Raw genomic sequence first — 24,107 nt, 5'->3', positions numbered from 1 at the left:
TACCAGTCTTGCAATTGTTGCTGTGGTTTATTGAGCACAAAGAGCTGGCATTGAATGCACGCTATATAGAGTTTTTTCTGAATACCTTGATGCTGGCCAGTCTTGGCGCATTAGTGATCTGTACACTGGCAATTTTGGTCACGGCTTTGCAGCGTAATTTTTTACATCGGCGTTCGCAGAATGCCCCGCAATTTTTTCCGCGCTTACTGGGGCGCCTGATGACGATCGGTTACGCCATTCCAGGCACAGTATTGGCGGTTAGCTTGTTTGTGCCTTTGGTCTGGGTCAGTAAGCAACTTGTTGCAAATACTCCAATCAATCGTTTGCTCTTAACGGGCAGTCTGTTCGCCTTGATGCTGGGTTACACCATTCGGTTTTTTGCCGTGGGTTTTCGTCCGATCGATACACAATTACAACGCTTGTCACCAAATTTTGACGAGGTTAGCGAGAGTCTGGGTGTCGCAGGATTAAGTAAATGGAAAAAAGTGATCTTGCCATTATTGCGTCCTGGAATCTTAACCGCCCTGGCCTTGGTGTTTGTGGATATCATGAAAGAAATGCCACTCACGCTGATGACGCGCCCGTTCGGCTGGGATACTTTGGCTGTGCAGATCTTTGAATTAACCTCGGAAGGCGAGTGGACACAGGCGGCAATCCCGTCCCTGGCAATTGTTATCGCTGGATTGTTGCCGGTGTATTTTCTCAACCGGCAGCGTGCTAAAAGCGAGATTTATTAAACACTGGTCATTATGCAATTAACTATTAAAAATTTATCCCATGCTTTTGCCAATAAACCGGTACTTGATGATATTAATCTGGTTTTACAGAATGGCGAGATCGGTTGTTTACTCGGGCCCAGTGGCAGTGGCAAAACCACCATTCTGCGTTGCATAGCCGGGTTTGAAACACCGCAACAGGGTGAAATTTACACCAACAGCGAACTGATCTCATCGCCGGCCAAACAAGTCGATCCACACAAGCGTCATATCGGGATGATGTTTCAGGATTTTGCCTTATTACCGCACTTGAGTGTGGCCAATAATGTGGCCTTCGGTTTACATCAGCTGGATAAAAAAAGCCGCCAGGCAAAAGTACAAGAAGTGTTGCAAGTGGTCGGGCTTGAAGACATGGCCGACAAACATCCACACCAATTATCCGGTGGTCAACAACAACGCGTGGCCCTGGCACGGGCAATTGCACCAAACCCGCGTTTGATCTTAATGGATGAACCTTTTTCCAATCTGGATGTGACTCTACGTAAACGTCTGGGTGCGGACATTCGTCGCATTCTCAAGCATTACCAGATCACAGCACTGATGGTGACGCATGACCAACATGAAGCATTTGTATTTGCCGATAGTATCGGTGTGATCAAAGACGGTCAGCTGCAACAATGGGATAGTGCGTATAATCTTTACCACAAACCGGTTAACCGTTTTGTCGCCAATTTTGTAGGACAAGGCAGTTTTGTTAATGGCAGGGTTACCAACAAAGGCACGGTGATCATTGAACTGGGGGAATTGCATGGCCAGATATCCACCGATGTTGAACCCGAGCAGATTGTGGATGTCTTACTCAGGCCCGATGATGTGATCCATGATGATGACAGCCCGGTAACTGCCATAGTTTTACACAAAGCCTTTCGCGGAGCAGATATCCTGTATACCCTGGCTTTAGAGAGCGGTGCTACTGTCTTGTCACTGGTGCCGAGTCATCATGACCACGCCCTTGGAGAACCGATAGGAATAAGGCTCGAAGCCGATCATATTGTTGCATTTAAAAAATAACCAAGAATTGAATTTTTATGTCTCAAAAAAATACCACAAAAGAATCGTCCGTTACCGATAATACTGAGAACATGCCGCTGACCAGATGGCAGGCCTTCAAAAAAGAATGGGGCGGTTTTCTGATCCTGTTGTTTTGTCTGTTCTGTTTCCGTTCGGTGATAGCAGACTGGAATGCTGTACCAACCGGTTCAATGAAGCCCACGATCTATGAAGGGGATCGCATCTGGGTGAACAAACTCAGTTACGGCTTGCGTATACCGTTCACCAACATTCGAGTGGCAACCCTGGGTCAGCCCAAGCGTGGCGAGATTGTGGTGTTTCCCGAACCCATTAGTGGCAAACGCTACATTAAACGTGCCATAGGCATACCGGGTGACCTGATCGAGGTTAAGGATAATCTGGTTTATTTAAACGGCAAGCGTCTGGATTATCGCGAATATACACCCGAGGAATTAAAAACCTTTGCTGATGTGCCAGGAAGCTCACTGGATGAGAACAATGATTTGTTCTTCTGGCTGGAAGAGAGTATCGGAGATACCACGCACCCGATCCAGATCCTGTATCCGCAATACAATCGTGACACCCGTTATCGTTATTACCGGGCCATCGAAGTACCGAAAGGCAAGATTTTTGTAATGGGTGACAACCGTGACCAGTCGCAGGATTCGCGTCGCATAGGGCTTGTCGACACCAATACTCTGATTGGAAAAGCCACCCGGGTCGCGTGGTCGCATAATTACGATAATTACTACTGGTTTCGCGGGAAGCGGTTTTTCAAACCGATCGACGAGTTATCTGAAACCGACTGAGCAAAATAATATCTGGTGAATAATGTTGCGTGAAATTAGTCAGGAATTATTTTCTTCAGGATCTTTTTTTACAGACGCTCTGGTATACCCGCGCTGCTTGCGTAGCGCATCGCGTAAAACATACTCGATCTGACCATTCAAGCTGCGCAGTTCGTCATTCGACCAGCGCTGTAACTCGTCCATGAGTTCAGGCGGCAAGCGGAGTAAAAAGGACTTCTTTTTTGACATACCGTAATTTAGTGATTGTTTACCGGATCATTGTCTTGGGTTTTATACATCACATGATCGTCGTAGAGCACACTGTAGTAATGCTTGAACCAGTGTTGTTTGCGTTCCACTTTGATGCGGTGTTTTTGCTTGCGCTCATCCTTGAAATAATAATCAATTATCGGATTGCTCATTCCATTGGGCACTGAAATATCGCATAAACGGTCATCGATAAATAATTTAACACTGGCGCCAAACTGATAAATACGCAAACGATACTCACGCCGTTGTTTGGTGAATACATAATCTTTATACTTGTTATTCATACTTGATGGTCCTGATCCGGGAGAGAAGAACATCAGCTGTATAAGCTGCCGGTATTCAAGACCGGTTGCGCGGCTTTGTCACCACACAGTACCACCAGTAAGTTACTCACCATGCTGGCCTTACGCTCTTCATCCAGGTTGATAAGACCATCATCTTCCAGGCGTTTTAAGGCCATTTCCACCATGCCCACAGCGCCGTCGACAATCCGAATACGTGCCGCAACAATCGCATCAGCCTGTTGGCGTTGTAACATGGCGCTGGCAATTTCCTGGGCATAAGCAAGGTGTGAGATGCGCGCTTCAATCACTTTTACACCGGCATCATCAATACGCTCTTGCAACACTTTGGTTAAAGCTTCGGTCACCGCTTCAGTATCACTGCGCAGTGATTGTTCGTCATCACTATCAAAGGTGTCGTAGGAATAGTCCATGGCCAGCTGACGTAATGCGGCTTCAGATTGTATTCTCACAAAGGCGTTGTAGTCATCCACATCAAAGATCGCACGTGCTGTGTCAACGACTTTCCATACAACTACAGTTGCTATTTCAATCGGATTACCGCGGTTGTCATTAACCTTGATGATCTCGCCATTTAGATTATTGGCGCGTAAAGAAACCTTTTTCTTTTTATATAAAGGATTCACATAACTGAAACCTTCGGTCTTTACTGTGCCTTTGTATTTTCCGAATAAGGTCATCACGGCCGACATATTGGGTTGCAGGGTAAAAAATCCTCCAAGACACACGACAAAAATTACAATGCTGAAGATCACTGGCAATACGTATTCGGGGCCGCCATAACCAATCGCGGTTTTCATCCAGTAAGCAAGAGCAAGTCCGACCAGGATTGCGACGGGCAATGCGAGCCAACCGTTCACGGCCTTTTTAATGAATTCATTGGTAACGTTCATGTTGTTCTCCTTGGGTTCAACGAGTTGCATATCAGTATGATATCAAATTGATATCTATCATAGATGAGAACGCACTAGCAGGCAAGGAATTTCACTTAATTGATTTAAAACAGTGGGTTAGAGATTGAATGAAAATGATTATTGTACAATATAATGTACATATATTAGCGACTTTGCTGCCGTATGAGGTATAAGAACAAGGGGACTCCAATAATTGCAGTCAGGGCGCCTACCGGTAGTTGTTGTGGAGCAAGCAGGGTGCGTGCCGCGGTATCCGCCAAGACCAATAACGAGCCACCGGCCAATACCGACGCTGGTACCAGCCAGCGATGATCACCGGTTTTCCACAAACGCATCAAGTGTGGAATGATCAAGCCAATGAAACCAATGGTGCCGCCAATGATCACAGCACTTGCGGTCAGTATGGCCGCGAGAATAAAAATAATCCGTCGCGTTGTTGTGACATTCAATCCCAGTAATTCCGCCTGATCATCGCCTTGCGCGAGAATGTTCATCGGACGGGCCAGTAAAAAACCAAAACCACTGGCCAAGAATAAAAGTAACAAGGCAAGTCCTGCATGACGTGCAAAACTCAGATCACCCATTAGCCAAAACAACATACTCTTTAAGGGTTTGGCCGGACTTACGGCCAGAACCAAGGTAATCAGGGCTCCCCAACCCGCCGCTAGAACAATTCCTGTCAATAGCAACCGATTGGAAGACCAACGCCCTTCGCCCCGGGCAATTACAAATACTAAGAATATGGACAGCAATGCACCTGCCGCAGCAAACACATACCCTAATGAATAACCCGCATTAAAATACAATCCGATCAGGGCGCCAAAAGCCGCGCCTCCACTGACACCCATAATGTATGGATCCGCGAGCGGGTTTTTTAACAACACTTGCATTAACACACCGGCGAGTGCGAGCAACCCTCCTACTGCAAACGCTGCCAGGACCCTGGGCAAACGGAGTTGCTGGATAATTTGCTGGAAACTACTGTTGTCTTGATCCAGAAATAGTGTTTTTAATACTTCCGAAAAAGGTATTGGCACTGAACCCACACTAAGCCCGACAACACTCACAATGAATGTTAGCAATAATAAATACAAAAGGGCAATAATGTGTTCGCGGTTCATGCAGTGTTGGAGATTTAGTAACTAAAAATAGAATAATACGCGATTCACGAGTGCGAAGCTTTCTAATGTTAACAATTTTTGATCGAGGGTTTAAATTTAGGCAATGGACACAAGTCTAGTAGAACATGTGTCGTGTAATTGTAATATTGGCTAGTTTTGTTGTGTGCCAACCCTTATTAATATTGGGTTAGGGTTAACGGCTACCGGGTTATCAACTTCATACACTAGGCTCAAGTCATTAAGTGAATCCGTATAAAAATAACAGGCACTACAACTTTCACTAATTTGCCTGAACCCGCTTCTCAATAAGAGCTTTTTGGTGAACACAGGCGAATTGTTAAAACGTTCGTTTGAAATGAATTATTGAAATCACTTGGCAGAACCCTCTGTCTGTGAAAAAATCAGAGATAACGCTACTTTAGCGAACAGAATTGTTTAATTCATCATGACTGATCATATCGATTCAGAAGGTTACCGCGCGAACGTGGGAATCATTCTGACCAATGGTTCCGGCAAATTATTGTGGGCGCGGCGCAAAGGCAAGCGCGGCTGGCAATTTCCTCAAGGCGGAATCGACCAGGGCGAATCCGCCGAAGAGGCTATGTTTCGTGAGTTGCAGGAAGAAGTTGGATTATTGCCCCAGCACGTCAAGATCCTGGGTAGCACGCGCGACTGGTTGCACTACCGCTTACCCAAGCGTTTTCAAAGACTCAATAACATCATCCCGGTGATCGGACAAAAGCAACGCTGGTTTTTGTTACGACTGACCAGCGATGAAGATAAAGTCAAACTGGACAATACTTCACACCCGGAGTTTGACCGCTGGCGTTGGGTGAATTATTGGTACCCGGTTTCGAATGTGATCTATTTCAAGCAACAAGTGTATCGCAAAGCCTTAAAACAATTGTATGTGCATTTGAGAAATGATCAGCACGATCAAGACCAGAGAGACCAGGAAGGCCAGAATTCAGAAATTCGCAATAAAGAGAATAAATCAAAAAACTAAATACCAATCATCAAGTACGATGAGTAATCTATTTGCCTAGGAGTAATACATGTCCAGTTTCATCAATCAATGCGTTAAAAGGTGCACACCATGGCTGCTTTGTCTGAGTGCCTTTTTGATGATTTCCTGTGCCGCCAGTACTCCTGCCGACAATATGGACACAAGTACCGGTAGCGAGAGCTTTTCAGAATTCAAAAATAATTTTATTGAAGAACTCTGGAAAGATAACCCGGGTTGGGCTCTTTACAACGGGTATTACAAATACGATGATCAATTAAATGTGCCAACGGCAGATTTCCGAGCAGCCCGCGTCGCAAAAACCAAAGCAGCTTTAGCCAGCCTGCGTGACAACTTCGATCCTGACGAATTACCGGCAAGTGACGCGACCGACTATTTCATTATTGAAAATCAATTGAAATCAGGTATTTGGTACAGTGAAAAATTCCGCTCACATGAGTGGAATCCATCCAGCTATAATGTTGCAGGCGCTTTCGGTTTGATACTGAACACCGATTACAAACCCATGGATGACCGCTTGCGTACTTTCTCTGCGCGCATGCAAAATATCCCCGCCTACTACGCTGCTGCCAAAGCCAATATCAAATTCCCAACCCTGCAACACACCGATCTGGCGATCCAGCAGAATACCGGCGCCCTGGGGGTATTTGGTGATAACCTGAAACAAAAAGTTGCTGAATCGGGATTGAGTGCCGGTGAGCAAAAAGAATTTGACGCCAAGCGTCGAGCGGCAATTGAAGCGATCAATGATTATCTTGGCTGGCTTAAAGCCAAAAAAACCGAATTACAAGCGAATAACAATGCCCGTTCGTTTCGAATTGGCAAGTCCCTCTACGATGTTAAATACAAACTCGATATAGTCACCGAATACACGGCTGATGAGATTTTTGAGCTGGCCTTGCAAGAAAAAGATCGCTTACACAATGCCATGATCGAGATCAGCCATGAACTGTGGCCAAAATATTTTAATCGCGCCAAACCACAGGATAACCTGGTGATGGTCAAGGAACTGATCACTGAGATATCGAAACAACACACCGACAGAGATAATTTCGTACAGGCCGTGCGTGAGCAGATTCCAACATTAGTGGAATTCGTGAAAAAGCACGATTTACTCGAACAAGATCCGAGTAAGCCCCTAGTAGTACGTGAAACCCCGGAATACCAACGCGGGGTGGCCGGAGCATCGATCAATTCACCGGGTCCATACGATCCAGAAGCAAATACCTATTACAACGTCACCCCACTGGATCATTACGATGAGGCGGGGGCTGAAAGTTATTTGCGTGAATACAATGACCGCATGTTGCAGATCCTTAACATTCATGAAGCGATCCCTGGGCATTACACTCAATTGGTGCACGCGAATAAATCGCCGTCCCTGATCAAATCGATTCTGGGTAATGGCGCTATGATCGAAGGTTGGGCGGTGTATACCGAGCGCATGATGCTGGAACAAGGCTATGGTAATAACGAGCCCGAACTCTGGTTGATGTGGTACAAATGGAATATGCGTGTGGTCATGAACACCATTCTGGATTACAGCATTCACACTCAGGGCCTGACCGAAACGGAAGCGCTGGATCTCATGATCAATCAGGCTTTTCAGGAGGAGTCCGAAGCCAAAGGCAAATGGCGCAGGGCAACGCTGTCCTCAGTGCAACTCACCTCGTATTTCACCGGCTACAAGGAAATCTATGATTTTCGTGAAGAAATGAAGGCCACCAAGGGCTCTGAATTCAATCTTCGGGATTTCCATAATGAATTCTTAAGTTATGGAAGTGCTCCGGTGAAGTACATAAAAACTTTGATGAGAAATTAATCTCGTCTTATTTAAACAGGAGAACGACAATGATTGGATATGTAACTTTGGGCACCAATAATTTTGATGCCGCCGCAAAATTCTATGATGAGTTACTCGGTACAATAAATGCAGGTCGTTTTATGCAAGATGATACATTCATCGCATGGGCCATATCGCCCGGTGCACCCGCCATCAGTATCATCAAGCCGCACAATGGTAATGCGGCGAGTGTAGGGAATGGCACCATGGTAGCAATTGCACTGGACAGTCCTGAAAAAGTCGATGCATTTTATAACAAGGCACTCGAACTCGGCGGCACTTGCGAAGGTCCAGCTGGTCCACGTGGTGAAAATTTTTATGCCGGGTATTTCCGTGATCTGGACGGCAATAAACTCAATGCATTTTGTATGCCGGGTGCAGCTTAGTAAATCAGAATACTGGCAGAGAAGAAAATGCAAGAACAACTTAAGATCGTCGATTTCAAACCCGAATATACCAAAGACTTTTATGCAATCACCATAGAATGGGTTGATGGTATGTTTGGCATAGAAGATGTTGACCGGTATTACATTGAGCATCCTCAAGAGAACATCATTGATAAGGGCGGTTCCATCTACTTTGTTGAACACAAAAACGAATTGATAGGAACAGCCGCCCTGGTTTGGTGTGATGAGCCGGGAACCATCGAATTGATCAAAATGGGGGTGTACCAAAAAGCCCGTGGATTAAAGGCCGGGCAAATATTGATGGATGAGTCGATACGACGCGGCAAGGAAATGGGGGCAAAAAAAATGTATCTGGAAACACATTCTTCCTGTGTCGCGGCTATTCATATGTATCGTAAAGCCGGATTTGTGGATGCGCCGGTACATGAGGGATGTGAATACGAGCGCTGTAATCTGGCTATGGAACTGGTTTTGTAGATTTATTACGTAAATCAATTTCAGAATTTCTACATGCACATAATCCAAATAGATCGTGAACCGGTCGAGCTATTTAAAATACTCAAATTCGAAGCGCTGGTATCGAGTGGCGGCGAGGCTAAGCGGGTTATCGCCAACGGCCTGGTAACGCTCGATGGTGTTATCGAGACTCGAAAACGAAAAAAGATCATCTCTGGCGATGTGATCGGGTATGCCGGACAAGAGTATGTGATTGAGCTTTTGGAATAGGCTGATCAGATGAAGTGTGACCCCATTCACAGTGTAACTTCGGGAGAATCTGTATCCTGTGGATATGCTGCAAGAAATACAAAAAGTCCGGCAAATCCCTAACGAACCATTCAGACGCTGGTTTAATGACAAAAATTCTGACTTGATCATCTGGGAAGATGATGAAAGGGCAATCTGTGGTTTTCAATTTTGTTTTTCTAAAGGTCAAACTGAAAAATCTCTGACCTGGAAAAAGGGCAAGGGTTTCCAGCAAGCGCTGGTTGAAAGCGGGGAGAGTGAATTGCATAAACACAAAACCACACCCTTTCTTATGGTGAATACAAATTTTGATTTCAGTAATATTGTTGAGTTATTCAAATTCAGAGATCGTGAGTTGGAATCCAGAATCAGTCAATTTGTTGTAGCGAAAATGCAAGACTATTTAAAGAAGTCCTAAATACACACCATTATCATTGAGTCTAGAACTGGCCCGTAGCATGACCAAATTTTAGTAATGCCAGACGATTGCCCAACTCTGAACGAAATCTGTCTTTCTCAATAAAACGCACCAGTCTTCATAAAATTTACTTGAAAGAAAATCCAGCTCATCACACATAATCGTCTGCTGTGTCTTGAGCTGAAAAGTCCTAATAGCTTACGGTTTCGCTTGCCTTTTAGTTTAAAGTAAATGATAATCATTCTCATTAACAAAAATACCAGCCCAAATTCTCATCATGAAAAATCATCTAACGTACTGTTTTTTAATAGTATTTGTCTCCTTTTATCAATTTTTTACCCCATTACTCGCTGACGATCTAAAGGCGCAAAAAGACAATCCCATCGAATTTGTAACCGTAATCGGTTCCAGAAAAAATGCCTTTGATGAAGCCGGTTCGGCTGACTACATCAGTGTTGAGGATCTGGAGGAATTTCTGTACACCGATCCGATGCGAGTCTTGCGTCAAGCACCGGGCGTGTACGTACAAGAGGAAGAAGGGTTTGGATTACGACCCAATATTGGCATTCGTGGCTCAGGGGCTGATCGCAGTAGCCGCATTACTTTACTGGAAGACGGCGTATTGATCGCTCCGGCACCGTATGCAGCGCCCTCGGCGTATTATTTTCCCACTCAACAACGTATGTCGGCAGTTGAAGTATTAAAAGGGCCTGCTGCAATTCGGGTCGGATCACGCACTGTGGGTGGCGCGATCAATTTTGTTTCAACTCCGATTCCTGAAGCGAATCAGGGAAACATTACAGCCTTGTTGGGAACTGACGCGACCAATCAATTGTTGGCGCGCTATGGTGGTCAGTCTGGAAAATTCGGGTATTTACTGGAATTCACCAATAATGGCAGTGACGGTTTTAAATCCATTCCAAACATTAAAGCGGATGCACATAGTTTCGACCTACAAGATTATTTAGCAAAATTTTCTTACAACTTTGAGTCCACACAAGGTGCGAGCAATCATATCGAATTAAAATTGTCTAAAACCGAACAAGATGCCGACTCCAGTTATCTTGGTTTGACGGAATCCGATTTTTCTATTGACCCGTTTCAACGCTATGCAGCCAGTCAATTGGATAATATCAAAACCGATCATGAGCAGATTCAAGTCAATTATGTGTTTACACCGGCTGCAGCTGATTGGCAATTGGGCGTAAGCGTTTACGATAATCAGTTCAGGCGAAATTGGTATAAGTTACAAACCACGGCTACAGCTAGCCTTGCTGCTATTTTAGATGATCCGGACATGTTCGCAGTCGAATACGGCTGGTTGAATGGTGCAATCAATAGCCCGGATGATGCGTTGGAAATTCGTGCCAATAAACGTGAGTACTACGGCCGTGGAATACAATCTGAGATCAATTGGGAAACGTATTTTGGTACAACGGGTGTGGTTTGGAATGCGGGTGTCCGTTTTCACAAAGACCAGGAAGACCGTTTTCAAGACCAGGATAAATTCAAAATTGAAAATGGCATTATGCAAATGACCACAGATGCGGCACCCGGTTCGCAAACCAATCGTGTGAGCAATGCGGAGGTCTTTGCTGCGTTTGTTGAGGCAGACATTGATATTGGCAAATGGTCATTCAAGCCGGGCGTGCGGTTTGAGTCAATAGATCTAATGCGTAACGATTATGCGAAAACCGATCCGGCTCGAGTGTCAGGCCCAAGCAGAGTGCGCGAGAACTCTATCGATGTACTTATTCCGGGAATTGGAATCACTTATGCACTAAGTGACAATTTGCTCTTGTTGGCTGGTGTACACAAAGGCTTTAATCCACCAGCGCCGGGTTCGGCATCCGAGGAAGAGGAAAGTTTGAATATTGAAGCGGGCTTGCGTTTTGACGGGGATGAATCCTATCTGGAAGCGATCGCCTTTAATAATGATTACAAGAATATTGTGGGTACGGTTACCGCTTCCACAGGCGGTGATGGCAATATCGGCGATCAATTTGACGGGGGAGAGGCCACAGTGAATGGTCTGGAATTGAGCCTGGGTCGGGATATAGCTATATCAAATGGTTTGATCATGCCATTGAATTTGTCGCATACCTGGACCAGTACTTTTGAATTTGATAACAGTTTTTCCAGCGGTTTTGGACCCTGGGGCGAAGTAATTGCAGGTGATGAAATGCCGTATATTCCCACGCAACAATATCAGGCGAGTATTGGATTGGAGGGCATCAAATGGTCAGCCAAGTTGTTGGCAAATTACACTGGAGAACGCCGCACTCGGGCTGGTCAGGATAATATAGATATTCTCGATTCTTATTTGGTTTGGGATATGAGTGCAGACTATCAAGTGAAAGAAAATTTACGTCTATTCACACGCCTGGAAAATGCATTCGATAAAAACTATATTGCCGCTGCTAGACCAATTGGCCTGAGACCAGGGAAACCAAGATCGTTTGTGATGGGTGTGAATTACCAGTTCTAACTTTATTCCTAATGCGAGAGGGATTGAGTAAGTTCAGGGTGACAGCATCAGATTAAAATGGTTTGGCCACAGCCAGAATGACAATGATAATCAATAACACGGCTGGCCCTTCATTGAAATACCGCAACCATTTGCTGCTGCGTTTTTTTATGCCGTCACGCAAGTCGCGCTGAATCTTATGGCAATAAAAATGATAAATGATCAAACCCGCTACAAATGCCAATTTCGCATGCAGCCAGCCGCTTTTCATAAGGGCAGGGTTTTGTCCTAATAACCAAAAGCCAAATACAACAGTCAGCAGCATGCCGATGCTCATGATGATAAACAGTTTGCGTTCCATCACAATAAATCGTTGATGTGAAAGGTCATCATTACTTTCGGTGTGGTAAATGAACAGACGCGGCAAGTAAAACAGGCCGGCAAACCAGGTCACCATGAAGATGATATGCAATGCTTTGATGTATAAATACGGCATGAAAAACTATCCAATAATTAATGGGTAATTTTACCTAAGTCTTGCACAAAATGTATTTTTCTTTTGAACATTAAAAAACCCTGCAGTGCAGGGCTGAAAATGGTTTTGATGTGCCAGCTTATTGGTGTTTCTGCCTCATTTCACCAGCATTCGTTTGTTGTTGTAACAAATCCTTCTCCTTTAGCAACCTTGGCTCCCGCTGAAGTCATGCCAAAGGCTACACAGGTTTTATCTTTTTTCTGGAATGTACTTTCTGTTACAGCTGAGATTGCGTAACTATTGGCAATGCCAGACGCGCCCGCAGCAATGGTAATCCGGTAGTGACTGTTTTCCGACAAAGCCGATGCCGCATCTGCACCAGGCAAACTGAAATTGGTCATATCAGTGGTATATGTCCGGTTAACAGCGTAATACCTGGCCAGTTCATTGGACAAGGTGTTCAAGGCCGTCCTTGCATCGGCGCGGTTGGCCTTGCGCACGGTGTTCTGATATGCCGGAATCGCTATCATGGCCAACACTCCCAAAATGGCAACGGTGATCATTAACTCAACCAAGGTAAAGCCCATTTGTTTATTCATCTTTTTTCTGTCCTGAAATTAATTGTGCTATTTGATATACGCGTAAATACCGGGCCCAATTGAAGAGCCCGGTATTATCTCTGTTACTGGTCGGGAACAAACTCACGCCAGTACAAGCGCTGCGATTCAAAGTCTGCAAAGGTGTCATCCTGTTCCGGGATCAGACAATCTTGTGTGAGACATAACTCCTCATCCGGAATGGTCGGAATGGTGTTATACACAGGTAACTCGCCATCATTCGGGTCAGTTGGATCTGTCGGATCAGAAGGATCTTCCGGACCGCCAGTTAATGGATCATTTTCGTCCAGCGTGTAATAACTGTTTGTGATGTTAGAGTCAAACTGCTGAACAAACCGTTCACCAGTGATTCTTTCAAATTGTTTGTCGTAGTTCTCTTTAAATAAATCTACGGTGTAGCAACTACCAGACCAGTGGTGGAACAGAGTGGCTTCCCAGATCATGCCGTCACCGATCATGTGATTACTAATATCGGCCGGCGAGGTACCGCCTTTAGGCAAAGCGTAACCCAATTTATGGATACCAGGCCCGCGATTTTTGTCTATTAGTTTAGTTACTGGGTGGGTTGGCCACCAGCTTTCATCAGCATCTTTGGCGTAGGGAGCAATTATTTTACCGGTTGCATCAACCAGATGAGTCGCGTCCAGGAGTTGCACGGTGAGTGCACCATTACGATATTCGCCATCCGGTGATAAACGGTTCTGTTTAATACAGCCGGTGTTGGTACCAACCAGGCCACCAACGCCCAGAGCGCCTCGATCAAACTCCATGCGGAATGAGCGGCTTTCAACGGGTAAGGGATTTGGTTGACCATCGACGCCGTAATCTTCCGATTCAAGTTGTCTGATTCCATTGGCGTATTCCACAGGGTTGGGCTCATTCAGTTTGTATACTCTGAATTGTTCTTCAATATTTCCATTTTTATCGGTAAAGGTTGATATGCCACCACCTGCCAGCCAACGCTTCATGCGTGCACGGTAATCTTTCACCGGAATTTTTTCTCCGTTGATATTCAGAATGCCGCCCGGTGATAAATGGGCATTGGTAATACCGATAATGAAATATTTATTAGGTGTGGAACCAGGCTGACTCGGGGCCGGATCACCCATGGCATCGTCTACGCTACGATGTTTACTGGGAATTTCCATGAAGTCCACAATGTGGCCGTATTTGTCATCCCATTTGTGGGTGTGGTCATCGGTTTTGCCACCGCTGCCAGTGTAATTTGGATAGGTTTGGCTGGAAACATCCAGGTCCATGTGCCCGCCGATCAAACCAAAGTCTTCATTACCAGGAAGTGGCTCACCGGTTACCGGATCAATGAATGAAGGTTTGAATAAACGGTTGATCAATGCCGCAACCATCTGGTTGTTGACAATTCCAAAACTTGGACGGGCTGCAAAACCTGTGCCGATGTTCACCGCACTCGGGAATTTAAACAGATCGATCTGGGTCGGGGTGGCATTCGGGTCGTTCGGGTCGCCCACAAAATCCGGATCATCGATGGTGAACTTCACGCGATCATCGTTCAGTTCATCATCGGCTACACTCGGGTCGTGATTAGCCTGGAACATGCCATCGCCATTGGTATCAAACACCAGGCGCTTGGCCGAGCCGCCGTTACGACGATCCAACTGGAACCACCAATTCTCACCATCGTTATCCGGACGGGTAGGATTATTGGTAACAAACTGCAGACTCTTATCCAGAATAGAAACTTGTTGAAGTACCCGGCCACCCGCGCGCGTGCCAATGTTTTTAGGGTCGGTTGGAGTGATCCAGCCCAAATGTTTGTCGGAACCCGTGTAATTCGGGTGCCAGCTCGGGCGTTTGTCCGAGACGATACGAGCTGTGTGCACGCCGTCTTGATGGAGTATTTCGGTCATGACCTGCTCAAGCAAGTCAGATTTGCGAATTGGAATCTGGCCGGTTGTCACGTCGACACCATCCGCGGTGGTGGTAGTAGTACGTGATGTCCAGGCCGGACTGTCCCAGATGCCGTGTACATGATGACGGGATCTGTCCGCTTGATCGGCTTTAGCTAACAGCCGACCGGTTCCAAAGTAGACCATGAGGCCAGCATTTTTCCCGTTTGGATGAAAGCCGACCACCGGTTTTGTGGTGATCGATTGTTTCACAAATGGCGTGCCATCCAGATTGGTATCACCCGGCACCGGTTGATACAAAGGCTTACCAGAGTATGCTACTCCCCATTTATTCGGGTTTGCATCGGAAAGATCGAACTTCCATAAATTGCCATTCAGGTCACCGGCAAAAGCGAAATCGACTTTACCGTCTTCACCGAGGTCTACAGTGGTCGGCGTGCTGAGTCCGTTTGCCGCATCGTCGGAAACAACGATTTCTTTAATAACGCTGCCGTCATTAATGTCCAGAATAAATAATGAAGCACGTCCAGTGCTGCTGCCATACCCATTACCAACTACCGCGGCCCACTGGCCGTTGTTCAACTGGATAATCTCGGCACCGGCATAGGTGTAACCAAGGTTGCCCATGTTGGCGTCTGCAGAATTGACTTCCCACATTACGCGGCTGCCCGCACCACTGGTGGAATTGTCATTACTGGTGATTTCTGCGGTTGAGCTAACATTCAAGGCAAAGAGCCCCTTGCCGCCACCGCCCAGGGTACCGACCAGAACCGTTGCCCAGGTAGTACCAATGGCTGCCGATATCACAGTCTCACCTGTGGCTAATGGCCCATCAACGAATTTGTAATGCACTCTGGCTTCATTGAAATCGTACTCGGTCAACATAGGCAGTTTCGGAAATAGCGTGGCAGGGATGTAGGCAAAGGTTTCTACACCGGTTTCGGCATCAAAAGCGTGCAACATGCCATCATTGCCACCGACATATACGCGTCCCGGACGGCTCACGTTTGCGGCGTAATAGGCTAGGTAACTGGTATCCAGATAGCGTGCATTTGGTGCGCCGACATAGACCGGATTGGAACCAACGATGTCACCCATCACACTGGTTCGTGTACGGAATTTATCATCTTCTTCATCCTGGTCGCCATGGATAAACTTGATTTTCTTGTCTTCGTCTTTGCCAAATAAATTCACTTGCGCCTTTGATAATTCCTTTTTCTCAAAAGGCACGACATTGCCATTAAGGTCCATGCTAACAATGTAGCGGTCATCCCAGTTGCGCAGATTCAGCAATTCGGCCGCATCCCACAAGGGCATCGTGACATCGGTTTTACCCGCCGAGTTGACCGAAGCGCCGAACAAGTTACCGGATTTGTTTCCCGCCGCAAACCATGGCAAGAAGGCTTTGGCATTGCCGTCTGAGAGGTCGATCTGGGAAAACACCGCAGGCGGGAGATTCCCAAATAAAGGCGCATCCGGTTCAATTGGCCCACTGGCCATTGCGGATCCTGCACTTGCCAAGAGGCTGCTCAGTGCGGTTACTTTTAGAAGTTTGGTTAATTTATTCATAGTCTTAATACCGTTTTAAGTTTCAAAAGATTGATTTTCTTCCGGTGAAATTCAATTAAATATTATGGCCCCACAACTGCGGCCGGAGCTGCTGGTGGCTGGAGCAAAGTTGCATAAAATGTGTGAATAATTCGTTTGGTGTCATTGCTTGAATTACCAATGCCGGATGTACGATAGATGAGTCGGTCATGAATATCGATATTGGGGCCGCCAAGACTTTTTTTCAGCAGTTCCCGATACTCGATCATGTATTCGCGGGCGACCTCGGAGGTGCCAGGCTTTAACTCTTTATAGGTTTTTAGTGCAGTCCAGTCGTAATCAATATTGTCCCAGTTCAGGGTATTTGCCGGTGTGCTCTTGTTATAAAAACCCTCTTCGTTTTTGGTGATCATCAGTACACCATTTTGGAATTCATCCTCGATCTTGTCTTCCCCGGCACGTGCCGAGCCTTCGGCATCGGCAAATGCTTCGGTTTGAATTTGTGAGTTCACGCCCATGTCAACTTCCATTTTTGAAGAACGGGCACTGCTCAATACGATCACGGTCAAGGCCAGCAACAGGAATAAAGACACGATCAATACTGCGCCTTGTTGTGTGCCTTTCCCGTTAAACGGTTTTGAGATTGTGTAATTAAGATTTTGCATAATTCTGTCCTAAATATTATTGCGAACGGCAATATTGAATGAATATTCTTGATAAAGTCGCCCGTCATTTCCGGGTGTGAACGACCAGAAATCATTGTTCAAAGTGGGGGCTACATTAGATAAAGTGGTTGAGTCCGAGCGAATCAGCAAATTGATATTCAGGGCACGTACATCGTCAGCAGCAACCGTTGCTTCATCGCTTTCACCATCGACGATCGTTTTTTCATCCTCCGATTCAATGGAGCTGGAAACATACTTGTCGACAACACCATCCCTAAGTGAACCGGTGTCCAGTCCGACAAAGATCTGCATGTCTACAACATTTTCAAACATCACCTGGCCGTTGCACATCAAAGAATCATTTTCTATGGTGAAAACAACCGTAGCCAGACCATCAGCGCCGGACGCAACCTGGTTGCAGTCCACATCGGCTTCATAAACCAGGCTCAAAGAATCGGGATTACCATTTTCAAGGGTGATCGCATCGGTGAGCGGACCATCGGCAAACCCGGTTTCACGGTAACCGGCCATGCGTGTGTGCCAGTTGATGGTATCAATGGAAAAACGCGCGACCTCACTCATCTCGGCCAGGTTGTCCTGAAGATCAAAACTTCGTCTGGTCGCATTAAAGATTGAGGTTACGGCTAGCAATAAAAAGACCCCGATCGCTATGGCGATCAATAACTCGATCAAGGTCAAGCCTTTTTGCTTTTTACGCATTTGATTCTGTCTCGGTTTTTTCATTGTGGTGTGCATGGTTCATTGATTAAATAATGGATGATCTGATTAAGGCAAACTCATGGTGAATGTAGCGCTTTGCGTAGTGGCTTCAGATTGATATTCATCAAACCACTGAATAGTGATGGTAAATATGGTTTCATCGGCACCAGCAGCACTGCTAATACTGCCATTACCACTGGGCAACAAGTTGGCCAGATAGCCCTTCCAGATCCGCAGGTCAAAATTGGCCATGTCGGTGGTACTACATTTGGCTGCATCACCAATACAATCGGTTGTTGCAGGATCGGCGGTCAGGGCGATGTCATATGCATTGCTTTTGGCCGAATCCGGGTTTTGTTGGATGCGTTCCATAATATCGTTACCCAAAAAGGACACTTGGGAACGCAAATACCCGCTTTGGGTATTTTTAATGCCCACCAGCTGCAATCTCGCCAGGCCCAGTAAGCCAACCGAAATGATCAACAACGCGATCAATATCTCGATCAGGGTAAAGCCCTGGTCTTTGCTGGTAAATTGTGTTGATTCGTACAACATTGTGTTTATCTCAATAGTATTAAAAGGTATTAATTAACTTGGACATTGCAAGGCATCGCCCGCAAAACCGGTATGCGCTGCTTTGGCTTTGCCGGCGCGATTGATCAAGGTAGAGCGCGCATTATCGGCTCCACGGTTATCACACACGGTAAATAACTTTTGTTGATTACTGGCAATATTGCCAATTGTTCCGTTTGGTCGGTAGCTCAGCAATGTTGGGCTGCCGGCTGATGTGCTAAGCGTGATGCTGCTGATACCTTTTGGTGCAGTGAAAACACTTAACAGGGGTTCATTAGCAGTATCACGGCTTAAGTTGCCCGAAGAAGTATTGGCAAAAACGATCCAGCCTTCGGTCCAGTCCGCTATTCCAGTGGCGCCGGTTTTACAGGTGCTGCCATTTGAGCTGGAGCAGATCGTAACGTGTTTTTTCTGACGCACGGCTTCGCTGCGTGCAATAGCAAGAGCCGTAATTAGATCGTTGTTCACACTGGCAAGCTTTTGGTTATCCAATACATTTTTCATAGACGGGATCGCCAAACCAATAAGAATAGCGGCAATGGCAATCACTACCATCAGTTCTATCACTGTCATACCAGATTGTTTTTGTTTGCTCATTTGCCTATTTGCTCATGGGTGATTCACTAGGGTCAATGCCTAATACCTTGACCACAATTGCATATTACCGACTTCATAGCCGAATAATGCTAAGACACGATAAACGGTGATTTATACAAGACGACTGGAGAAAGATAAGTTATTAGACCTGAAAATGTGTCAGAATGTGAACGGCCAGAGTTAACATATCCGGGCTTTATGCGGAAAAATGACATTTTCCAAACCCTTAAATTAATAATTAAAACAATAAGTTAGAAAATTATACACTATATCATGGGTGAAAACGTTAACTCCGTCACACATCCTGCTCACAACTAAAGTCAGCGCATGTGAACAAAGGGCTAAAATGGGCTAATTTTTGTAAAAAAATTGAGACATTTGACCAGTTAGATGGTCTTAGATTTATAGTGTATAAAATGATTATTTTTATCCACTTGGTTTGACGAATTTCCGAGTGCGTATTCACTCAAATTGCGGTCACTAGGGAAATGACAGCAATACAAAAATTACAGGGATAATTCTTCTATAAAAATAAACAGTATAAAGACTCATTTATGGCAGCTTCAGATCTTGTAATTAAATCGCATGACCCCGATAAGACCCGCTTACTTTGGGGGGTTAGCGTGATCGCTTTGATTATTGCCGGTTATTTTGTGTATCGCTTTGGCCAGGCCAAAGGCGGCTTTGATGCTCGCGAAAGCAGTAGTCAGGTTCGCCAGTTACAAGCGCAAAATAAACATTTAAGTGACATCAATCAGAAGCTCAAGCATGAAATGGCCATGCTAGAAACCGGACAAACGATTGATACCACCAGTTATCAGCAACTGCAGGAAACCGTAAAAACCCTTGAAAATACCTTATCTGCCCAAAATAAGGAACTGCGTTTTTATCGCCAGGTCATGTCCCCTGAGGAAAAGGTCGAGGGCCTACATGTGCTCAATCCACGCGTCTCGAAACTGGAAAATAGTCAAGAATATCAGTTAGATATGGTTATTTATCAGTATCACAAAATTATTCGTGATCTCAAAGGCAAGGTCGTTTTGACCATACAGGGTGAGCAGAACGGGGTGCCTCAGGAATACGCTTTACAGAACCTGTTCAGTGACAATAATGGCCAATCCCCCGAGTTTAGTTTTCGCTATTTTCAGTCATATGGGCTAAGATTCGTAGTTCCCGAGGGCTATGTGCCCAACGCTTTAAATGTTCAGATCATCCCCGCAACCCGTGGTTACAAGCCGGTAAGTAAGACGCTTGAATGGTCTGAGCTGTTACAAAATAACCAAGGTGAATGACATGTTTGGAAGTAAAACCACGAATACTGGCAACAAGCCGAAATCAACCAATACGCCAACGCGTAATATTGATACTTTGATTGGACAAAATACGCGCATAACCGGCGACATCGAATTTGCCGGCGGACTGCATATCGATGGCATTGTGAACGGCAATATTGTTGCCAACCAGTCCACCCAGTGTGTATTAAGAATTTCCGACAAGGGATTGGTCGAAGGCAATGTGAATGTACCTCACGTAGTTTTGAACGGAACCGTTAAAGGCGATGTAATTGCCAATGAAAAAGTTGAGCTGGGATCCAGTGCCCGCGTTATTGGTAATGTGTATTACTCACTTATCGAAATGGCGATGGGGGCCGAGATCAATGGCCAATTGATCCATCAGCCGGCCAAGCAAAAGAAAACCGCCATGGTATCCGGAGCGAAACCTGCGGATTCCAACGACAATAAATTATCAGCAGTCAAGTAAATTTAATTAATATTAGTATGCAAGAATCTTCCAATCATTCCTCCAGCAATACTCCTCCGGCCATGCCGCCGAGTCTGGTATTTACCGATTCCGCAGCGCATAAGGTCAAAGAGCTTATTGATGAAGAACAAAACCAGAACCTGAAACTCAGGGTTTACATTACTGGCGGCGGCTGTTCGGGTTTTCAATACGGTTTCACTTTTGATGAAAGTGTGGAAGAGGGTGATACCTCGGTTGAAAACTCTGGCGTGCAATTGCTGGTAGACCCGATGAGCTTTCAATATCTCATGGGTGCCGAGATCGATTATCAAGACGATCTCGAAGGTGCACGATTTATTATTCGAAATCCAAATGCACAAACGACCTGCGGTTGCGGTTCTTCTTTCAACGTTTAATCGCGCCACAAAACCTCTACTGTCAGTTAAGAGCATGGAAGCAGTCTGGAATCCAGCCGAATGACAGCACAGTTAATCAATGACCCGAAGCCAGAGATTAGCACTCAGCTGATGCCCGGCGACGTACTGGCTGCGGTCGATCTGGGTTCCAACAGTTTCCATATGATCATTGCTCGCTACGAAGGCGAGCGCTTGCACATCATCGATAAAATGCGTGAAAGTATTCGTCTCGGGGCAGGCTTGGATGAAAAACATAATCTTACCGAAATCGTCATGGCCAGAGCCTTGCAATGCTTGCAGCGGTTTGGCCAACGCCTGCGTGAATTTGACGCGCAAAGAGTCAGAGTGGTCGGCACTAACACCCTGCGCCGTGCGCGTAACTCGCAAGTTTTTATTCAACAAGCGCAACAGGCCCTGGGTCAGGAGATCGAGATCATTTCCGGGGTAGAAGAAGCGCGCTTGATCTACACAGGGGTATCTCATTTTGCTCCGCACTATGCCGGACAGCGCATCGTGATCGATATTGGCGGAGGCAGTACAGAAATTATTTATGGAATTAATGACGCTCCGCAGATCATGGAAAGTACCAGTGTGGGGTGTGTGTATTTGAGTCAATTGTATTTTTCCGATGGCAAGATCTCGGCCAAACGAATGCACAAAGCAATCACGCACGCCAAACGCGAATTTGAACCGATCTATTTACAATTCACAAAACGCGGTTGGGATCATGTGATTGGAGCGTCAGGCACAGCCCGCGCTGCAATTGGACTGGTACAGGATTTTGGCTGGTCAGTTAATGGCATGAGTGCCGAATCCTTACAGCAGTTAAGTGACAAAGTTGTGTCCTTTGGGCATATCGACCATATCGATATGCCCGACCTGTCAAGTGATCGCGCTGCCATTTTGCCCGCGGGACTGGCAATTTTGATCGCATTTTTTGACTTGTTCAATGTCAAGGTCATGCGTTATGCCGATGGTGCCTTGCGTGAAGGTTTGTTGTACGATCATTGGGATAGATTGCAAAACCGTGACATTCGATACCTCACCATTAACGCATTAAAAAATCAATATTTAGTTGATATCGAGCAAGCGCGACGTGTGAGAAGTAGCGCGCTGAATTTTCTAAGTCAGGTCGCGGCAGACTGGGATCTTGAAGATTTACGTTTTCAGCGACTTTTGCATTGGGGGGCAGAGTTGTATGAAGTGGGTTTGTCTTTATCGCACACCCAATACCACAAACACAGCCAGTACATTGTGGCGAATGCCGACATGGCAGGCTTTTCACGTGGTGGTCAAGAGGTTTTGGCGCATTTGGTCGGCTATCACCGTCGTCGTATTCCGGATCTTGATTCCTTCCCGCCAAGTTTGGATCCGCGTTCACAGTTTTACGCTTTGGTATTATTCCGCTTGGCCACTTTGTTACATCGAAGTCGCCAACAATCGGCTTTGCCCGAGATCAAATTGGCCGTTAGTGAAAATAAAATGACGGTGACTTTTCCAGAAAAATGGCTTGCACAACGTGCATTAACCGAGTCTGACCTGGAGCAAGAACAAAATTATCTCGCAGACCATATGTTTCAACTGAAAATTAAAACTATTTGACGCTTATTTTGCGTGGATGCCGTGAATACGCATCAATTCACTTTGCATGGTGTGATCAAGTTTGTAATTGTTCTTAATCCTTTGGTAAGCACCGTTTTCCAGTAATTGCCAGGCACTTTGATCTTTAAGCGCAAATTCCAAATTGCGATAAATGCGTTTTTGACTTTTCACTTCAGTGACCGGAAAGGCTATCTCGACCCGATGATGTAGATTGCGTTCCATCCAGTCGGCACTGGAAAGAAAAACTTCAAGATTCTTGTCGCCATCTTCATTCTTGCTGCCGTAGTCAAAATAATACACCCGGGTATGTTCAAGATAACGCCCGACAATCGAACGCACTTCAATGTTTTCTGATAAGCCTGGAACCTGGGCACGCAAACAACATATGCCGCGAACAATGAGTTGGATCTTTACTCCAGCCTGAGAAGCTTTGTAAAGTGCTTCAATGATATTGGGTTCAGTGAGCGAATTTATTTTGGCAATAATTTTGGTCGGGTTTCCTGCGCGTGCGGCTTTTTCGCATTTTTTTATACGTTTCAGAAATTCGTTAAACATAAAGAACGGCGCTTGCAGTAATATCTCGTTGTCTGGGTCCGGAGCAAGACTCGAAAGTTGTAAAAACAACTGATTTAAATCTTTGGTGATTTTTTCGTTCGATGTGAAAAAACCGTAGTCGGTGTACATGCGCGCTGTGCCAGGATGATAGTTGCCAGTGCCTAAATGCGCGTAGCGTCTGAGTTGGTCTTCTTCTTGTCGTAAAACCAGGCAAGCTTTGGCATGGGTTTTGAAACCGACCACTCCATACAAAACATGTACCCCGGCCGCGTACAAATGATCTGCCAGTTCCACATTACGTGCCTCGTCAAAGCGCGCCATTAATTCCACAATTACCGTGACTTCTTTACCGTTTTGCGCGGCTTTAACCAAGGCATCGATCACGGGTGAATCCACTTCAGTACGATACAAAGTCTGTTTAATGGCGAGCACGCCTGGATCCACGGCCGCCTGGCGCATGAATTCCAGCACTGTGGCAAATGACTGATACGGGTGGTGCACCAAAACATCACGTTCAGCGATGACCGAAAAATAATCTTCCTGATGGCTCAAGGCGTTGGGCATGGAGGCTTTGAAAGCCGGGTATTTTAATTCCGGCCGATCACATAATTCGTACAAGTGCATAAGA

The 24,107-nt window shown here is 45.7% G+C and carries 26 protein-coding genes; 14 read left to right on the top strand and 12 right to left on the bottom strand.

Annotated features, from left to right (window positions below):
• The 3 genes from HKN88_03265 to lepB form a co-directional block, all read left to right on the top strand.
• Window positions 1-737, top strand: a 737-nt coding sequence (locus HKN88_03265) for an iron ABC transporter permease (GenBank protein ID NNC97072.1), incomplete at its 5' end; no start/stop codon positions are given.
• Between the two features lie 12 nt (window positions 738-749).
• Window positions 750-1,787: an ABC transporter ATP-binding protein gene (locus tag HKN88_03260; GenBank protein ID NNC97071.1), complete on the top strand. Its 1,038-nt coding sequence runs from the start codon at window positions 750-752 to the stop codon at window positions 1,785-1,787.
• Between the two features lie 17 nt (window positions 1,788-1,804).
• Window positions 1,805-2,596, top strand: a complete 792-nt coding sequence (gene lepB, locus HKN88_03255) for a signal peptidase I (GenBank protein NNC97070.1) — start codon at window positions 1,805-1,807, stop codon at window positions 2,594-2,596.
• A 39-nt stretch (window positions 2,597-2,635) separates the two neighbouring features.
• On the opposite strand, the gene HKN88_03250 is transcribed toward lepB, so the two are convergent.
• The 4 genes from HKN88_03250 to HKN88_03235 all read right to left on the bottom strand — a co-directional run bounded on the left by HKN88_03250 (window position 2,636) and on the right by HKN88_03235 (window position 5,182).
• Complete coding sequence (locus HKN88_03250) at window positions 2,636-2,824, bottom strand: Arc family DNA-binding protein (GenBank protein NNC97069.1); 189 nt, start codon at window positions 2,822-2,824, stop codon at window positions 2,636-2,638.
• An 8-nt stretch (window positions 2,825-2,832) separates the two neighbouring features.
• On the bottom strand, window positions 2,833-3,129 hold the full coding sequence (locus tag HKN88_03245) for a hypothetical protein (protein NNC97068.1): 297 nt from the start codon (window positions 3,127-3,129) through the stop codon (window positions 2,833-2,835).
• Window positions 3,130-3,161: 32 nt separating this feature from the next.
• On the bottom strand, window positions 3,162-4,040 hold the full coding sequence (locus HKN88_03240) for an SPFH domain-containing protein (GenBank protein ID NNC97067.1): 879 nt from the start codon (window positions 4,038-4,040) through the stop codon (window positions 3,162-3,164).
• A 164-nt stretch (window positions 4,041-4,204) separates the two neighbouring features.
• Window positions 4,205-5,182: an iron ABC transporter permease gene (locus HKN88_03235; protein NNC97066.1), complete on the bottom strand. Its 978-nt coding sequence runs from the start codon at window positions 5,180-5,182 to the stop codon at window positions 4,205-4,207.
• A 445-nt stretch (window positions 5,183-5,627) separates the two neighbouring features.
• On the opposite strand from HKN88_03235, the gene HKN88_03230 reads away from it, so the two are divergent.
• The 7 genes from HKN88_03230 (at window position 5,628) to HKN88_03200 (ending at window position 12,106) form a co-directional block, all read left to right on the top strand.
• Window positions 5,628-6,188: an RNA pyrophosphohydrolase gene (locus HKN88_03230; GenBank protein NNC97065.1), complete on the top strand. Its 561-nt coding sequence runs from the start codon at window positions 5,628-5,630 to the stop codon at window positions 6,186-6,188.
• A gap of 49 nt (window positions 6,189-6,237) precedes the next feature.
• On the top strand, window positions 6,238-8,028 hold the full coding sequence (locus tag HKN88_03225; protein NNC97064.1) for a DUF885 domain-containing protein: 1,791 nt from the start codon (window positions 6,238-6,240) through the stop codon (window positions 8,026-8,028).
• A gap of 29 nt (window positions 8,029-8,057) precedes the next feature.
• Complete coding sequence (locus HKN88_03220) at window positions 8,058-8,435, top strand: VOC family protein (GenBank protein ID NNC97063.1); 378 nt, start codon at window positions 8,058-8,060, stop codon at window positions 8,433-8,435.
• Between the two features lie 27 nt (window positions 8,436-8,462).
• Window positions 8,463-8,933, top strand: a complete 471-nt coding sequence (locus HKN88_03215; GenBank protein NNC97062.1) for a GNAT family N-acetyltransferase — start codon at window positions 8,463-8,465, stop codon at window positions 8,931-8,933.
• Between the two features lie 33 nt (window positions 8,934-8,966).
• Window positions 8,967-9,182 (top strand): RNA-binding S4 domain-containing protein, encoded by a 216-nt coding sequence (locus tag HKN88_03210; GenBank protein NNC97061.1) that lies wholly within the window; start codon window positions 8,967-8,969, stop codon window positions 9,180-9,182.
• Between the two features lie 58 nt (window positions 9,183-9,240).
• On the top strand, window positions 9,241-9,618 hold the full coding sequence (locus HKN88_03205) for a hypothetical protein (protein ID NNC97060.1): 378 nt from the start codon (window positions 9,241-9,243) through the stop codon (window positions 9,616-9,618).
• Between the two features lie 277 nt (window positions 9,619-9,895).
• Entirely contained in the window at window positions 9,896-12,106 is a 2,211-nt protein-coding gene (locus HKN88_03200; protein NNC97059.1) for a TonB-dependent receptor, read from the top strand.
• Window positions 12,107-12,158: 52 nt separating this feature from the next.
• Here the strand turns inward: HKN88_03200 and hemJ are convergent, their stop codons facing one another.
• The 7 genes from hemJ to HKN88_03165 form a co-directional block, all read right to left on the bottom strand.
• A complete protein-coding gene (gene hemJ, locus HKN88_03195) occupies window positions 12,159-12,581 on the bottom strand; it encodes a protoporphyrinogen oxidase HemJ (protein NNC97058.1) in 423 nt (140 codons plus the stop codon).
• A gap of 140 nt (window positions 12,582-12,721) precedes the next feature.
• On the bottom strand, window positions 12,722-13,159 hold the full coding sequence (locus HKN88_03190; protein ID NNC97057.1) for a prepilin-type N-terminal cleavage/methylation domain-containing protein: 438 nt from the start codon (window positions 13,157-13,159) through the stop codon (window positions 12,722-12,724).
• An 83-nt stretch (window positions 13,160-13,242) separates the two neighbouring features.
• A complete protein-coding gene (locus tag HKN88_03185) occupies window positions 13,243-16,632 on the bottom strand; it encodes a hypothetical protein (GenBank protein ID NNC97056.1) in 3,390 nt (1,129 codons plus the stop codon).
• Between the two features lie 62 nt (window positions 16,633-16,694).
• A complete protein-coding gene (locus tag HKN88_03180) occupies window positions 16,695-17,276 on the bottom strand; it encodes a hypothetical protein (GenBank protein NNC97055.1) in 582 nt (193 codons plus the stop codon).
• Window positions 17,277-17,285: 9 nt separating this feature from the next.
• Window positions 17,286-18,020 (bottom strand): prepilin-type N-terminal cleavage/methylation domain-containing protein, encoded by a 735-nt coding sequence (locus HKN88_03175; protein ID NNC97054.1) that lies wholly within the window; start codon window positions 18,018-18,020, stop codon window positions 17,286-17,288.
• 42 nt (window positions 18,021-18,062) lie between these two features.
• Window positions 18,063-18,551, bottom strand: coding sequence for a type IV pilus modification protein PilV (gene pilV / locus HKN88_03170; GenBank protein ID NNC97053.1), 489 nt, complete (start codon window positions 18,549-18,551; stop codon window positions 18,063-18,065).
• A 33-nt stretch (window positions 18,552-18,584) separates the two neighbouring features.
• Window positions 18,585-19,166 (bottom strand): prepilin-type N-terminal cleavage/methylation domain-containing protein, encoded by a 582-nt coding sequence (locus HKN88_03165; GenBank protein ID NNC97052.1) that lies wholly within the window; start codon window positions 19,164-19,166, stop codon window positions 18,585-18,587.
• A gap of 554 nt (window positions 19,167-19,720) precedes the next feature.
• Between HKN88_03165 and HKN88_03160 the strand changes: the two genes are divergently transcribed.
• From HKN88_03160 to HKN88_03145, 4 genes are read left to right on the top strand one after another with little or no spacing between them, the layout of a single operon-like run.
• Window positions 19,721-20,458: a hypothetical protein gene (locus HKN88_03160; GenBank protein NNC97051.1), complete on the top strand. Its 738-nt coding sequence runs from the start codon at window positions 19,721-19,723 to the stop codon at window positions 20,456-20,458.
• A 1-nt stretch (window position 20,459) separates the two neighbouring features.
• A complete protein-coding gene (locus HKN88_03155; protein ID NNC97050.1) occupies window positions 20,460-20,927 on the top strand; it encodes a polymer-forming cytoskeletal protein in 468 nt (155 codons plus the stop codon).
• A gap of 17 nt (window positions 20,928-20,944) precedes the next feature.
• Window positions 20,945-21,322, top strand: coding sequence for an iron-sulfur cluster insertion protein ErpA (gene erpA / locus HKN88_03150; protein ID NNC97049.1), 378 nt, complete (start codon window positions 20,945-20,947; stop codon window positions 21,320-21,322).
• A 60-nt stretch (window positions 21,323-21,382) separates the two neighbouring features.
• Window positions 21,383-22,924 (top strand): Ppx/GppA family phosphatase, encoded by a 1,542-nt coding sequence (locus HKN88_03145; GenBank protein NNC97048.1) that lies wholly within the window; start codon window positions 21,383-21,385, stop codon window positions 22,922-22,924.
• Between the two features lie 3 nt (window positions 22,925-22,927).
• On the opposite strand, the gene ppk1 is transcribed toward HKN88_03145, so the two are convergent.
• On the bottom strand, window positions 22,928-24,107 hold a 1,180-nt coding region (gene ppk1, locus HKN88_03140; GenBank protein ID NNC97047.1), incomplete at its 5' end, for a polyphosphate kinase 1.

The sequence above is a fragment of the Gammaproteobacteria bacterium genome (genome assembly GCA_013001575.1).
Classification (GTDB): domain Bacteria; phylum Pseudomonadota; class Gammaproteobacteria; order Steroidobacterales; family JABDMI01; genus JABDMI01.
Note: the sequence above shows the minus strand (reverse complement) of the source record. Positions and strands in the feature narration are given on the sequence as shown.

What these genes read in the sequence shown, in the direction of transcription:
- HKN88_03260 (NNC97071.1), top strand. Translation starts at nt 750, where the DNA reads ATGCAATTAACTATTAAAAATTTATCCCATGCTTTTGCCAATAAACCG.
- lepB (NNC97070.1), top strand. Translation starts at nt 1,805, where the DNA reads ATGTCTCAAAAAAATACCACAAAAGAATCGTCCGTTACCGATAATACT.
- HKN88_03250 (NNC97069.1), bottom strand. Translation starts at nt 2,824, where the DNA reads ATGTCAAAAAAGAAGTCCTTTTTACTCCGCTTGCCGCCTGAACTCATG.
- HKN88_03245 (NNC97068.1), bottom strand. Translation starts at nt 3,129, where the DNA reads ATGAATAACAAGTATAAAGATTATGTATTCACCAAACAACGGCGTGAG.
- HKN88_03240 (NNC97067.1), bottom strand. Translation starts at nt 4,040, where the DNA reads ATGAACGTTACCAATGAATTCATTAAAAAGGCCGTGAACGGTTGGCTC.
- HKN88_03235 (NNC97066.1), bottom strand. Translation starts at nt 5,182, where the DNA reads ATGAACCGCGAACACATTATTGCCCTTTTGTATTTATTATTGCTAACA.
- HKN88_03230 (NNC97065.1), top strand. Translation starts at nt 5,628, where the DNA reads ATGACTGATCATATCGATTCAGAAGGTTACCGCGCGAACGTGGGAATC.
- HKN88_03225 (NNC97064.1), top strand. Translation starts at nt 6,238, where the DNA reads ATGTCCAGTTTCATCAATCAATGCGTTAAAAGGTGCACACCATGGCTG.
- HKN88_03220 (NNC97063.1), top strand. Translation starts at nt 8,058, where the DNA reads ATGATTGGATATGTAACTTTGGGCACCAATAATTTTGATGCCGCCGCA.
- HKN88_03215 (NNC97062.1), top strand. Translation starts at nt 8,463, where the DNA reads ATGCAAGAACAACTTAAGATCGTCGATTTCAAACCCGAATATACCAAA.
- HKN88_03210 (NNC97061.1), top strand. Translation starts at nt 8,967, where the DNA reads ATGCACATAATCCAAATAGATCGTGAACCGGTCGAGCTATTTAAAATA.
- HKN88_03200 (NNC97059.1), top strand. Translation starts at nt 9,896, where the DNA reads ATGAAAAATCATCTAACGTACTGTTTTTTAATAGTATTTGTCTCCTTT.
- hemJ (NNC97058.1), bottom strand. Translation starts at nt 12,581, where the DNA reads ATGCCGTATTTATACATCAAAGCATTGCATATCATCTTCATGGTGACC.
- HKN88_03190 (NNC97057.1), bottom strand. Translation starts at nt 13,159, where the DNA reads ATGAATAAACAAATGGGCTTTACCTTGGTTGAGTTAATGATCACCGTT.
- HKN88_03185 (NNC97056.1), bottom strand. Translation starts at nt 16,632, where the DNA reads ATGAATAAATTAACCAAACTTCTAAAAGTAACCGCACTGAGCAGCCTC.
- HKN88_03180 (NNC97055.1), bottom strand. Translation starts at nt 17,276, where the DNA reads ATGCAAAATCTTAATTACACAATCTCAAAACCGTTTAACGGGAAAGGC.
- HKN88_03175 (NNC97054.1), bottom strand. Translation starts at nt 18,020, where the DNA reads ATGAAAAAACCGAGACAGAATCAAATGCGTAAAAAGCAAAAAGGCTTG.
- pilV (NNC97053.1), bottom strand. Translation starts at nt 18,551, where the DNA reads ATGTTGTACGAATCAACACAATTTACCAGCAAAGACCAGGGCTTTACC.
- HKN88_03165 (NNC97052.1), bottom strand. Translation starts at nt 19,166, where the DNA reads ATGAGCAAACAAAAACAATCTGGTATGACAGTGATAGAACTGATGGTA.
- HKN88_03160 (NNC97051.1), top strand. Translation starts at nt 19,721, where the DNA reads ATGGCAGCTTCAGATCTTGTAATTAAATCGCATGACCCCGATAAGACC.
- HKN88_03155 (NNC97050.1), top strand. Translation starts at nt 20,460, where the DNA reads ATGTTTGGAAGTAAAACCACGAATACTGGCAACAAGCCGAAATCAACC.
- erpA (NNC97049.1), top strand. Translation starts at nt 20,945, where the DNA reads ATGCAAGAATCTTCCAATCATTCCTCCAGCAATACTCCTCCGGCCATG.
- HKN88_03145 (NNC97048.1), top strand. Translation starts at nt 21,383, where the DNA reads ATGACAGCACAGTTAATCAATGACCCGAAGCCAGAGATTAGCACTCAG.